The organism is Actinomadura sp. GTD37, assembly GCF_041951365.1.
Lineage (GTDB): Bacteria > Actinomycetota > Actinomycetes > Streptosporangiales > Streptosporangiaceae > Spirillospora.
The window spans coordinates 76,656-88,542 of sequence record NZ_JBGNUS010000007.1; the positions used below are offsets into that span (position 1 = coordinate 76,656).

At 73.0% G+C, this 11,887-nt stretch carries 13 protein-coding genes; 9 read left to right on the plus strand and 4 right to left on the minus strand.

The features are described from left to right. Positions 1-35 precede the first annotated feature (35 nt). Positions 36-938 carry a Ku protein gene (locus ACA511_RS30710; RefSeq protein WP_375028155.1) on the minus strand — a complete coding sequence of 301 codons (903 nt, stop codon included), beginning with the start codon at positions 936-938 and terminating at the stop codon, positions 36-38. 113 nt (positions 939-1,051) lie between these two features. Between ACA511_RS30710 and ligD (ACA511_RS30715) the strand changes: the two genes are divergently transcribed. The 7 genes from ligD (ACA511_RS30715) to ACA511_RS30745 all read left to right on the plus strand — a co-directional run bounded on the left by ligD (ACA511_RS30715) (position 1,052) and on the right by ACA511_RS30745 (position 6,209). Next, complete coding sequence (ligD, locus tag ACA511_RS30715) at positions 1,052-2,026, plus strand: non-homologous end-joining DNA ligase (protein ID WP_375028156.1); 975 nt, start codon at positions 1,052-1,054, stop codon at positions 2,024-2,026. Next, positions 2,016-2,927 (plus strand): non-homologous end-joining DNA ligase, encoded by a 912-nt coding sequence (ligD, locus tag ACA511_RS30720; protein WP_375028157.1) that lies wholly within the window; start codon positions 2,016-2,018, stop codon positions 2,925-2,927. Before ligD (ACA511_RS30715) ends, ligD (ACA511_RS30720) begins: the two co-directional genes overlap by 11 nt. A gap of 105 nt (positions 2,928-3,032) precedes the next feature. After that, on the plus strand, positions 3,033-4,388 hold the full coding sequence (locus ACA511_RS30725; protein ID WP_375028158.1) for a dihydrolipoyl dehydrogenase family protein: 1,356 nt from the start codon (positions 3,033-3,035) through the stop codon (positions 4,386-4,388). Continuing rightward, positions 4,385-4,576: a hypothetical protein gene (locus tag ACA511_RS30730; protein ID WP_375028159.1), complete on the plus strand. Its 192-nt coding sequence runs from the start codon at positions 4,385-4,387 to the stop codon at positions 4,574-4,576. The genes ACA511_RS30725 and ACA511_RS30730 overlap by 4 nt, the downstream gene beginning before the upstream one ends. 214 nt (positions 4,577-4,790) lie before the next feature. Continuing rightward, on the plus strand, positions 4,791-5,420 hold the full coding sequence (locus ACA511_RS30735) for a TetR/AcrR family transcriptional regulator (RefSeq protein WP_067633217.1): 630 nt from the start codon (positions 4,791-4,793) through the stop codon (positions 5,418-5,420). 138 nt (positions 5,421-5,558) lie between these two features. Then, entirely contained in the window at positions 5,559-5,792 is a 234-nt protein-coding gene (locus ACA511_RS30740) for a DUF3107 domain-containing protein (protein WP_375028160.1), read from the plus strand. A 108-nt stretch (positions 5,793-5,900) separates the two neighbouring features. Beyond that, positions 5,901-6,209, plus strand: a complete 309-nt coding sequence (locus tag ACA511_RS30745; RefSeq protein WP_375028161.1) for a GlsB/YeaQ/YmgE family stress response membrane protein — start codon at positions 5,901-5,903, stop codon at positions 6,207-6,209. A gap of 134 nt (positions 6,210-6,343) precedes the next feature. Here the strand turns inward: ACA511_RS30745 and ACA511_RS30750 are convergent, their stop codons facing one another. Beyond that, entirely contained in the window at positions 6,344-8,167 is a 1,824-nt protein-coding gene (locus tag ACA511_RS30750; RefSeq protein ID WP_375028162.1) for a serine/threonine-protein kinase, read from the minus strand. A gap of 188 nt (positions 8,168-8,355) precedes the next feature. Next, positions 8,356-8,805, minus strand: a complete 450-nt coding sequence (locus ACA511_RS30755) for a hypothetical protein (RefSeq protein ID WP_375028163.1) — start codon at positions 8,803-8,805, stop codon at positions 8,356-8,358. On the opposite strand from ACA511_RS30755, the gene ACA511_RS30760 reads away from it, so the two are divergent. Then, positions 8,689-10,149 carry a DEAD/DEAH box helicase gene (locus tag ACA511_RS30760; RefSeq protein WP_375028411.1) on the plus strand — a complete coding sequence of 487 codons (1,461 nt, stop codon included), beginning with the start codon at positions 8,689-8,691 and terminating at the stop codon, positions 10,147-10,149. The two genes, ACA511_RS30755 and ACA511_RS30760, sit on opposite strands and share 117 nt — an antisense overlap. A 44-nt stretch (positions 10,150-10,193) precedes the next feature. Here ACA511_RS30760 and ACA511_RS30765 read toward each other — a convergent pair whose 3' ends face one another. Next, on the minus strand, positions 10,194-10,913 hold the full coding sequence (locus ACA511_RS30765; protein WP_375028164.1) for a glycerophosphodiester phosphodiesterase: 720 nt from the start codon (positions 10,911-10,913) through the stop codon (positions 10,194-10,196). A 58-nt stretch (positions 10,914-10,971) separates the two neighbouring features. Here ACA511_RS30765 and ACA511_RS30770 point away from each other — a divergent pair, with 58 nt between their 5' ends. Then, positions 10,972-11,835, plus strand: coding sequence for an alpha/beta fold hydrolase (locus tag ACA511_RS30770; RefSeq protein WP_375028165.1), 864 nt, complete (start codon positions 10,972-10,974; stop codon positions 11,833-11,835). Positions 11,836-11,887 lie beyond the last annotated feature (52 nt).

An 11,887-nucleotide genomic window follows, 5' to 3' on the forward strand; every position in this document is an offset into this window, starting at 1 on the left:
GCCCCGGGCCGACCGTCCCGGGCCGACGGGCCGGGTCAGGCCGACTTGCGGCTGCGGCTCTTCGCGGGCTCCTTCTTCGCCCCGGACTTCGCCGCGGTCTTGCGGGCGGCCGGCTTCTTGGCGGGCGCGCCCTTCCCGGACGCCGCCTTGCCGTCCTTCTCGCCGCGGCTCTTCTTGGCGGCCTCGACGCTGGCGCGCAGCGCGCTGAGCAGGTCGGCGGCGGGCTCCTCCGCGCCCTCCTCGGCCGGGCGCGCGACCTCCCGGCCCTCGACCTTGGCGTCGATCACCGCCTGGAGCGCCTCCCGGTAGGCGTCCTTGTACTCCGCCGGGTCGAACGCGCCCTCCATCGACTCGATCAGGGACGTCGCCATCGAGAGCTCCTGCTTGCGGACCTCGATGTCCTCGTCCAGGAACGGGAAGTCGGGGGTGCGGACCTCGTCCGGCCAGAGCATCGTCTCCAGCACGAAGACGCCGTTGCGGACGCGCAGCGTGGCGAGCGACTCGCGCTGCCGCAGCGCGACCTTCACGACCGCGACCTGCCCGGAGTTCTCCAGCGCGTCGCGGAGCAGCACGTAGGGCTTGGCGCCCTGCGCGTCCGGTTCCAGGTAGTAGGACTTCGCGAAGTAGATCGGGTCGACCTCCTCCTGCTCCACGAACCGCAGGACGTCGATCCGGCGGCTCGACGACAGGGGCAGGTCGGCGAAGTCCTCGTCGGTGAGGATGACCGTCTCGCCGGTCGGGAGCTCGTAGCCCTTGGCGATGTCGGAGTAGGGGACCTCCTCGCCGTCGACCGTGCAGACCCGCTTGTACTTGATGCGGCCCCCGTCCTCCCGGTGCACCTGGTGGAAGCTGACGTCCCTCTGCTCGGTCGCCGAATAGAGCTTCACCGGTATGGTCACCAGCCCGAACGAGATCGCGCCCTTCCAGATACTCCGCATGATCCGTCCTTACCCAGCACGTTCCCGCTCTTAGCGTCGCAACCCAGCGCGATTTGCGCCAGAACGAGCCCTTGATCCTTTTCTGCGGGGCGGTGGCCGGGTAAGACGCCGGTATGACCATGCCGTGGCCCGTTGAGCCGATGATGGCCGCCACCGGGGACCTCCCCTCCGACGGCGAGCACTGGGGCCTGGAGTTGAAGTGGGACGGCGTCCGCATCCTGTCGCACGTCTCCGCGGACGGCGTCCGGGCGGGCGGGCGGCGCGGCGGCGACGTGACCGGCCGGTACCCCGAGCTGTCCGCCCTCGCCGACCTGCTGCCGGACCACGACGCCGTCCTGGACGGCGAGGTCGTCGCCTTCGACGAGGGACGGCCGAGCTTCGAGCGCCTCCAGCGCCGGATGCACGTGGAGCACCCCGACCCGAGGCTGATCCGCCTCGTGCCCGTCCGTTACGTGGTGTTCGACGTCCTGTTCCTGGACGGGCACATCCTGTACGACCTGCCGTACGCCGACCGCAGGGCGCTGCTGACCGATCTGGACCTGGCCGGAAGCGGCCCCGTGGAGGTGCCCCCGTACCTGCACGGCGGCGACGGCAAGCAGGTGGAGGAACTGCTCGCCTTCACCCGCGAGCAGCACCTGGAGGGCGTCCTCGCCAAGCGCCTGGACTCCCCGTACCGTCCCGGCCGGCGCGTCGACTTCTGGCGCAAGGTGAAGAACTTCATGACGCGCGAGGTCATCGTCTGCGGCTGGAAGCCCGGCAAGGGCCGGCGCGAAGGCGGGGTGGGGTCGCTCCTCCTCGGCGAGTACGACGTGAAGGGAATGCTCGGGTTCGTCGGCCATGTCGGTACGGGCTTCACCGATCGCGCCTTGGACGAGCTCTACGAAACGCTGTGGCCGCTGCGTCGTCCCACCAGCCCCTACGACGAGGCCGTACCGCGCGAGTTCGCCAGGGACGCCCAATGGGTTGAGCCGCAACTCGTCGGGGAGGTCGCCTACAGCGCCCGCACCAGGGAGGGCCGTCTCCGCTTCCCGTCCTGGCGGGGCCTGCGTGACGACAAGGACCCCCTGGAGGTCACGAGTGAGCAGTAGCAGGACCAGCGTCGAGGTGGACGGGCGGCAGTTGTCGCTGTCCAACCTCGACAAGAACCTCTATCCGGAGTTCACCAAGGGCGAGGTCATCGACTACTACGCGCGCGTCGCCCCCGTGATGCTGCCGCACCTGAAGGACCGGGCCGCCACCCGCATCCGCTGGCCGGACGGCGTCGACGGCGGCAAGTTCTTCGAGAAGAACGCCCCGTCCCACACCCCCGGCTGGGTCCGCACCGCGACCGTGCCGAGCCCCGGCAGCACGCGCGGGCGGGAGACGCTCGACTACATCGTGGTCGACGACCTGCCCACGCTCGTGTGGTGCGCGAACCTCGCGGCGCTGGAACTGCACGTCCCGCAGTGGCGGATCGGGCCGCGCGGCAAGGTGCACGCTCCCGACCTCGTCGTCTTCGACCTCGACCCGGGCCCGCCCGCGACGATCCTGGACGCGTGCGAGGTCGCGCGGCGGCTCGCGGAGCTGCTCGGCGACGAGCACGGCCTGTCCTCGTACCCGAAGACGAGCGGCAAGAAGGGCCTGCACGTGTACGTCCCGATCAAGGAGCCCGCGGAGGCCGAGCGGACGTCGCAGTTCGCCAAGGGCGTCGCCGAGCGGCTCGCCAGGGAGCATTCCGAGCTGGTCGTCGCGAAGATGGAGAAACGGCTGCGCAACGGCAAGGTCTTCGTCGACTGGAGCCAGAACAACCCCGCGAAGACGACCGTCGCGCCGTACTCGCTGCGGGCGGCGAGCAGCCCGTCCGTCTCCACCCCGGTCACGTGGGACGAGGTCGGACGCTGCGCGGACCCGGCCGCCCTCAGGTTCACCCCGGCCGAGGTCCTCGCCCGAGTGGACGAGCACGGCGATCTCCTCAAGCCGCTTCTAGAGGACCAACAGCCGCTTCCCTGACATTTCCCGAGATTCGAGTGCCCTATGTGTTCGAACCGGCACTCTCCGGGATCGGATTCCGCCACCATGGACGCGGGGACACCGAACGGGGCGGAAGGAAGATCAGTGTCGCAGAACCACCACTACGACGCCGTGGTGCTGGGCGGGGGAACGGCGGGAGAGCTGGTCGCGGCCGGTCTCGCCCGCGCCGGGCGGGACGTCGCGCTCGTCGAGAGCAGGCTGGTCGGCGGGGAGTCGCCGTACTTCGCGTGCGTCCCGTCCAAGTCGCTGCTGCTGTCGGCGCGGCGCGGCGAGACCTGGGAGATGGCGCTCGCCCGGCGCGACGAGCTGGCCGGGCACCGGAGCGACGACCCGGTCGTCGCCCGGATGGCCGAGCAGGGCGTGACCGTGCTGCGCGGCCGCGGCCGGGTCCTCGAACCCGGGCGCGTCGAGGTGGACGGGGCCGTCCACGGCTTCGGCGACCTCGTCGTCTGCACCGGCAGCGAACCGGTGATCCCGCCCGTCGAGGGGCTCGCGGACGTCCCGCTGTGGACGAGCGCGGAGGCGCTGTCGGTCCCCGACCTGCCGCGCCGGCTGGTCGTCCTCGGCGGCGGGCCGGTCGGCTGCGAGCTGGCGCAGGTGTACGCGGCGTTCGGGTCGCAGGTCGCTGTCGTCGAGTCGTCGGGGCGGCTGCTGACCGCCGAGGCGCCGTTCGCCGGCGAGGTGCTGGCGGACGCGCTCCGCCGGATGGGCGTCGACCTGCGGCTCGGCGCCGCGGTCGGCAACGTCGAGCGCAAGGACGTCGGCGTGCGGCTGTGGCTGTCGGACGGCGGGACGCTCGACGCCGACCGCGTCCTCGTCGCCGCCGGGCGCCGTCCGCGCGTCGAGGGCCTCGGGCTGGAGAGCCTCGGCGTCGCCGTCGCACCGGGCGAGGGCATCCCCGTGGACGGGACGTGCCAGGTGCCGTCCGCCACAGGGGGGGTGTGGGCGGCCGGCGACGTGACGGGCATCGCACGCACCGCCCACGCGGCCCGCTACCAGGCGCGGGTGGTGCTGTCGAACCTCCTCGGGCGGCGCCGCGAGGCCGACTACCGCGCGATCCCCCGCGTCGTCTACACGTCCCCGACCGTCTACTCGGTGGGGGTGTCGCCGACGCGGGCGGCGGAACTCCGCATAGACCTCCTCACCGCCGGGTACGACCTCGCCGCGACGGCGCGGGCGTCGGTGGAGGCCGACGAGCGCGGCCGGGTGGAACTGTACGCCGACCGCTCCCGCGGACTGCTGGTCGGCGCCGCCGCGGCCGGACTCTACGCCGAGGAGTGGATGAGCGAGATCGCCCTGGCCATCCGCGCGGAGACGCCGCTGAGCCTGCTCGCCGACGTCGTCCACGCCTTCCCGACCTACGGCGAGGCCGTCGAGGCGCCGCTGCGGGAGCTGGCGGGCGGGCTGCGCGGCGGCACTTCTGAGGAGGACCCGAGATGAGCGAGACCGACGATCTGGACCGGCCCGCGGAGGCCGGCGCCGACGAGGCCGACGCCGCCGAGCAGCGCGCGGCGCTCGACGAGGAGGACGGGCGCGCCGAGCGCGCCCCCATGCCCGACGACGCGAACGCCGCCGACGTGGCCGAGCAGCGCCGCGAGGTGCGGCTCGACGAGGACGACTACCGGTGACGGGCGTTGTCTCCCGACACAGGTAACAAGGTTTCCGGAACGGGCCGGTGCGGCAGTGGCACGGGTCCCGGCAGGAATACACTGACCTGCGCGAAGGAACGACGCGGGCGCTGGTGTGCGCCCGACGGAGTTACCCGCGCGTAGGATGGTGTGATTGTTCACAACGCGGCGGAGACCCCAACCGGCCGCGACGATTCGGTGATCGGAGAGTGTGGTGACCGCGACCCCGGACGCCCGCCCCCGTGGCACGAGGCTGCCGCGGCTGGCGCGCCGCAGGCAGCTGCTCGGCGCGGCCCAGGAGGTGTTCGTCGCGCAGGGCTACCACGCTGCGGCGATGGACGAGATCGCCGAGCGCGCAGGTGTCAGCAAACCCGTGCTCTACCAGCACTTCCCGGGAAAGCTGGAGCTGTACCTCGCCCTGCTGGACGAGCACGCCGAAGCCCTGGTGAAGATCGTCCGCGAGGCGCTGGAGTCCACCACGGACAACAAGCTGCGCGTCCAGGCGAGCATGCAGGCCTTCTACGACTTCGTGGCCGGCGACGGGGAGGCGTACCGGCTCGTCTTCGAGTCGGACCTGCGCAACGTGGCGCCCGTGCGGGCCCGCGTCGACCGCGCCAACCAGCAGTGCGCGGAGATGATCGCCCAGGTCATCGCCGAGGACACCAACGCTCCCGCCGAGGAGGCGCACCTGCTCGGCATGGGCCTGGTCGGCATGGCGGAGGTCAGCGCCCGGTTCTGGCTGTCCCAGCACCGCACCATCCCGAAGGACACCGCCGAGAAGATCATCGCCCGGCTGGCCTGGCGCGGCATCTCGGGCTTCCCGCGCACGACCGACCAGACCTGACCCCCCGCCGGGCGGGGGCGCTCCCGCCGTTCACCCTCGGCACAACCCGGTGACACGCCATCGGGTGATCTCCGTGCGACCATCGAAGCCGGGCCCGCCGGTGGTCGGCGGGACGTGACGGACGACGGGAGCAGCGCGTTGCAGGTTCGCATCGGGGTGCAGAACGTTCCCAAGGAACTCGTGGTGGACACGACCCAGTCGGCCGACGAGGTGACGGACGCGCTGTCCGACGCGCTCGGCGACCCGCACGGGGTGCTCGTCCTCAAGGACAGGCGCGCCGGACGGATCGTGATACCGGCCGTCCGCGTCGGCTATCTGGAGATCGTCGAGGACGAGCAGCGCAGCGTGGGGTTCGGGTCGCAGTACGCGTGACGGTTTTACCGGGTGCGGCCGGGCCTTGACCTGCGCTTTGTTTCAATCCGGCACAACGGGCATATCGATCACCGTTCACGGGCCACCCGGCCCACGGAAAAGGAATGGATGATCGACATGCTCACGACGATCCTCTGGTTCATCGTCGTCGGCGCCGTCATCGGCGCCCTTGCACGGCTGCTCGTCCCCGGCCGCAACCCGATCGGCATTCTGCTGACGCTCCTCATCGGAGTCGCCGGCGCCATCCTCGGCGGTGTCGTGGCGGACGCGCTCGGCGCGGGCACCGTCATCGCCTTCGTGTTCGCGGTCGTGATCGCCGCGCTCGGCGTGGCCGCGCTCACCGGCATGAACGCCCGCGGACGCGGCGGACGCGGCGGCCGCAAGGGCGGCTGGCGCACGCGCCGCGGCACGTACTGACCGCACGGCACGTACCGACCGGGCGGCAGGCACCGACCGGGCGGCACGTCCGCACTGCGCGACCCCACGGGGCGCGACCCTCTCGGTGAAGGCCCCCGCCTGGCAGGCGGGGGCCTTCACCGTCCGGGGGCGCCTCACGGCGAGGGGACGGGCGCGCCGGCCGCGCGGAAGATCTCCGGCCGGACGAACCGCCCGAGCCTCGTGTAGGGGACGTGGAACGCGTGGTCGGCCCGTCCGCAGACCATGGGGTAGCCCATGCTGGGGAGCGGCAGGTAGAAGTCGATCCCCGTGCGCGTCGGGATCAGCAGGACGCTCTCGTCGAGTTGCTCGGGCGTCAGGTCCGTGGCCCCTGTCGGAGCGGAAACGTACCGGCGGCGGCGGGAGTCCCAGTAGTCGCCCTCGCACAGCGCGCCGCCGCCGGGCCCGTACTCGATGAACAGCCGGGTGAGGGCGCTCGTGCCCGTCCGCGTGCGCGCCCCCGCCCGGAAGAAGTCCCGGTTCGCGAGCGCCCGCCCGGTGGTGAGGTCGACGGTGACCGTCGCCAGCGGGGACGTGTTCCTCGACATGACCGTCCCGGTGAGGGTGTAGCGGACGGAGAAGAGCTTCGGCCCGCCGAGTCCCACGTCGTAGGCGATCCGGCCCGTGTAGGGGTGCGCCGGGTCGTCCCTGTCGGTGAAGGCGGCCAGGCCGGGACCGGCATACCGCGCCCACTCCTCGACCGGCTTCCGGAGGAGCGCGTTGACCTTGCCCTCCTGCCCGGCGGGGAGGCCGGTCAGCCGGGGGAGCCGGCCCGTGTAGCGGACGGCCGGGCCGCTCGCCGTCCGGGCGAACGACACCGGCCGCACCTGGAGGACCGGCGGATTCGCGCGTTCCCCGCCGTCCCCGGAACCGGCCGCGTACACGCCCGCGCCTCCGGCGGCGACGGCAGTGGCCGCGATCACGGCTCCCACCGCCTTCGCGGTGACCGCCGCCGACACCCCGCCGCCGGCCGCCGCCCCGGCCCCCGCACCGGCACCGGCCGCCGCGCCGCCCGCGGTTCCGGCGGCGGCGGCCCCGGCGGGGGCCAGGCCCGCGGCCACCAGCGGGAAGACCGCGGCGAGCGCCACCGCCGCGCCCGCCATCGCCCGCACGCCGCGTCCCTCCCACTCCGGCCCGAACACCGAGGACGCGACGGCGTCGAGTTCGGCGACGAAGTCGGCGGCGCCGGCCGGACGGTCGTCGGCGGACTTGGCCAGGCCCCGCGCGACCAGGTCGCGCAACGCCTTCGGCACCTCGTCCACCGGGACGGGCTCGCGCAGGTGGGCGGCGGCGAGCGCCGCCAGGTCGCCGGTGTAGGGCCGCCTCCCGGTCACGCACTCGTAGAACACGCAGGTCGCGGCGTACACGTCGGTGGCCGGGGACGCGGGCCGCTTCTCCCACTGCTCCGGCGCCATGTAGGCGGGGGTGCCCGCCCCGCCGCCGCCCCCGGCGAGGCCCGCGACGCCGAAGTCGATCAGCTTGCTCAGCCCGTCGGCCTGGACGACGACGTTGGCGGGCTTGTAGTCGCGGTGCACCACGCCCGCCTCGTGCGCGGCGGCCAGCCCGAGCAGGGACCCCTTCAGGACGGTCAGCGCCGCCTCCGGCTCCAGCGCGCCGTGCTCGGCCAGGATCCGCTTGAGCGAGACCCCGTTCACCGCCTCCATCACCAGGGCGACGCCGCGCTCGGCGCTGACGAAGCGGTAGAGCCGGACGACGTGCGGGTCGTCCACCCGCCCGAGCATCACGGCCTCCTCGCGCAGTCCCTCGATCGCGCGCTCGTCGCCGTCCCGCCGGACCAGGTACTTGATCGCCACCGGGGCGCCCGAGCCGGCGTGCCGGGCCAGCACCACCCGTCCCTGCGCGCCCGCGCCCAGCTCGCGCACCTCGGTGAAGCCCTCGACACGCCAGGGCGGCGGAGCGGAGGGGGGCGAATCGGCCATGTCCTTCAGCCTGCTTCACGCCGATCAGCGCGGCAACAGCTGATCATCCGGCCGCCGGACTGTCCGGATGTGGCCGCGCCGGCGCGCCCGGCCAGGCCGTCCGGCGGGGTCGCGGGACGCCGGAGCCCGTGCCGGATAATGCCTGGCGGACGGGGCATGGAATAGACGAAACCATGGAAACGTTAGGTCTAGCGATCGGCTATTGGTGTATGCATCGGCCGGTCGGTACACTGCGTCGCGGAGTGTGACCGCACGCAGCCACAGCGAGTGACTGCTTTCAACCCCTGACTGCGGTCGCCGAGAGATTTGATCAACGGCTGGTCCCTCCCGCGCGAGCGCGCGGCCACAGGAACGACGGACGCGTCCGCGAGGACGCGGTCGCGCCGGCGAGCCGCGCCGCACCCGGGAGCGGAGACCCCGCATATTGGAGGCTGAAAGCCCTGACTACCTTTCGTGAACTCGGGGTCGTACCCGAGATAGCAGATGCCCTTGAAGCAGAGGGCATCATCGATGCGTTCCCCATCCAGGAACTCGCCCTGCCGATCGCGCTGGGCGGGCACGACATCATCGGCCAGGCCCGCACGGGCACCGGCAAGACCCTCGCGTTCGGCGCCGCGCTGCTGCAGCGCATCGAGCACGGCGGCAAGGAGCCGCGCGCGCTCGTCGTCGCGCCGACCCGCGAACTGGCCCTCCAGGTCACCGACGACCTCCTGGTCGCCGGCGGCAAGCTCGGCAGCCGCGTGCTGTCCGTCTACGGCGGGCGCGCGTACGAGCCGCAGATCAGCGCGCTCCGCGAGGGCGTCGACGTCGTCGTCGGCACCCCCGGCCGGCTGCTCGACCTGGTGAAGCAGAAGCACCTCGACCTGTCCAAGGTCGGCATCCTGGTGCTGGACGAGGCCGACCGCATGCTCGACCTCGGCTTCCTGCCCGACATCGAGCGGATCGTCGAGCGGATCCCGAAGCAGCGGCAGACGATGCTGTTCTCGGCCACGATGCCGGGCGAGATCGTCGCGCTGTCGCGGACGTACCTGACCCGCCCGACGAATGTCCGGGCCGAGTCGCACTCCGAGTCGGACGCGACGCCGCAGGTCGTCCAGCACGTCTTCCAGGCCCACCAGATGGACAAGCCGGAAATGCTGGCGCGTCTCCTGCAGGCCGAGGGACGCGGGCTGACCATGGTGTTCTGCCAGACGAAGCGGGCCTGCGACCGGGTGGCCGCCGACCTCGCGCAGCGCGGCTTCGACGCCGCCGCCGTGCACGGCGACCTCGGGCAGAGCCAGCGCGAGCGGGCGCTCCGCGCGTTCCGCAGCGGCAAGATCGGCGTGCTGGTGGCCACCGACGTGGCGGCCCGCGGCCTCGACGTCGACGACGTCACCCACGTCGTCAACTACGAGTGCCCCGACAGCGCCGACACCTACGTGCACCGCATCGGCCGGACCGGCCGCGCGGGCAAGGAGGGCGTCTCCGTCACGCTGGTCGACTGGTCCGACCTCGTCCGGTGGAAGCTGATCAACAGCACGCTCGACCTGCCGTTCGCCGATCCGCCGGAGACCTACTCGACGTCCGCGCACTTCTTCGAGACCCTCGGCATCCCCGCGGGCACGAAGGGGAAGCTGCCCAAGGAGCACCGCCACGAGCGGGCCGGGCTGGACGCCGAGGAGCTGGAGGACATCGGCGAGACCGGCAAGATCCGCAGCCACACCCGCGGCGACCGGGACCGCGACCGCGATCGCGACCATGAGCGGGAAAGCCCCCGGCCGCGCCGCCGCAAGCGCGACCGGACCCGCACCCGCGCCGGCAAGCCGGTCGAGGCGACCGCGTCGGAGGCCGAGACCGCCGCGGACGCGGCGGGCCCGGCGGACGGCGGAGTCGTCGACGCGGTGGCGACCGAGCGCAAGCGCAGCCGGAACCGCCGCCGCACCCGCTCCGGCAAGCCCGCGGCGGCCGCCGCCGCTCCGGCCGAGGCCGCCGAACCGGCCTGATCACCTGGGACGACCGCGAGACCCCGCTCGGTCTCGCGGTTGTGCTATTTCCGGGCCCGGCCGCCCGGCGCGTCCGCGCCGCCCGGCGCGTCCCGCAGCTTGAGGGCGGTGCCGGGATGGTCGGTCACGAGGACGGCGACGCGCGGGTCGCCGAGGAACCGCCGCATGACGGGCTCGGCGTTGACCGTCCAGATCATGGCGGGAACCCCGGCGCGGCCGCACTGCCGCAGCACGCCGACGCGGGCGAGCCGGTGGTTGAGCGCCACCATGTCGGCGCCCGCCCGGCGGACGAGGCGCAGCGGCGCGAAGTCGTGCGCGGCGCCGCGCTCCCATAGGTTGCGCCCCACCGACAGGGCCGTCCGGACGCCCGGGAAGCTCTTCTTGATCTCGAAGAGGGAGCCGACCTCGCGGGTGGTGACGACGAACCCGTCCCGGCCGAACGCCTCCACCGCGAGGGCGACGGTCTCGTGCTCGCAGCCGCGCTCCTTGAGGTCGAGGTGGCCCTTGGCGCGGCCCGCGATGATGCCCATGGCGTCGCTGACGAGCGGGACGGGCCGGGTCGCGAGGTCCTGGATCCGCGCGTAGCTCAGCCGGTTCAGCCGGAGCCCGCCGATCTCGGGGTCGTGGTGGACGACGAGCCGCCCGTCGCCCGTCCGCCTGATGTCGATCTCGACGTACTCGGCACCGGACCCGGCGGCCTCGCCGAGCCCCGTCAGCCCCGCCTCGTCCCGGCGGTGCGCGGAGATGGCCGGCTTGGAAGGCACGCAGGTGACGCTACCACCGAAGCTTTTCCCCGATGTCGATTGACTAGGCTGGTACCCCGTGAGTACGCCCCGGTTTCTGACGTTGCCCCCCGGCGTTGGCCGTACGACCGTCGAGACCTCCCGCGGCCCCTTCGCCGCGCTGGAGGCCCTCCCCGGCTCGGGTGTGCCCGAACGCTACCCGGCCCTGCTCGTGCCGGGCCTGACGGGCAGCAAGGAGGACTTCCTCGCCGTCCTGCAGACCCTCGCTGCGTCCGGCCGCCGCGTCATCGCCATCGACATGCGGGGCCAGTACGAGTCGATCGGCCCCGACGACGCCTCCGCCTACACCCGCGCGGCCCTGGGCGAGGACATCGCGGCCCTCCTGGACGTCCTCGGCCCCGACCCCGTCCACCTGGTGGGCCACTCGTTCGGCGGGCTCGTCTGCCGCGAGACCGTCCTGTCCGGCGCGCTGCCCGCCTCGCTGACGCTGATGAGTTCGGGCCCGTCGGCGGTCGGCGGCCAGTCCGCCGCGAAGGCCCGCGCGCTCCGCGACGCCATCCCCGAGATCGGCCTCGCGCAGATCTGGGAGCTCGCCCTCGAACCCGACTATGTCGGACGCGGCATCCAGCCCGAGGTCCTCGCCTTCCTCAAGGCCCGCACCGTCGGCAACTCCGGGCTGGGCCTCGCCTGCATGGCCGGCGAGCTGCTCACCGCCCCCGACCGCGTCGACGAGCTCACCAAGCACTGCACCGACTCGGGCCTGCGCAGCCTCGTCCTCTACGGCGAGGAGGACGACGTCTGGGCCCCCGCCGCCCAGGCCGCCATGGCCGAGCGCCTGAACGCCGCCAAGGTCGTCATCCCGGGCGCCGCCCACTCCCCCGCCTGGGAGGCCCCCGAGACCACGGCCGCCGCCCTCCGCGCCTTCTGGCACGAAACCGAATAGCCCCTGACGTAACGGTCGGCCGCATCCGGCACGTGCACCCGTGCCCGCCCCG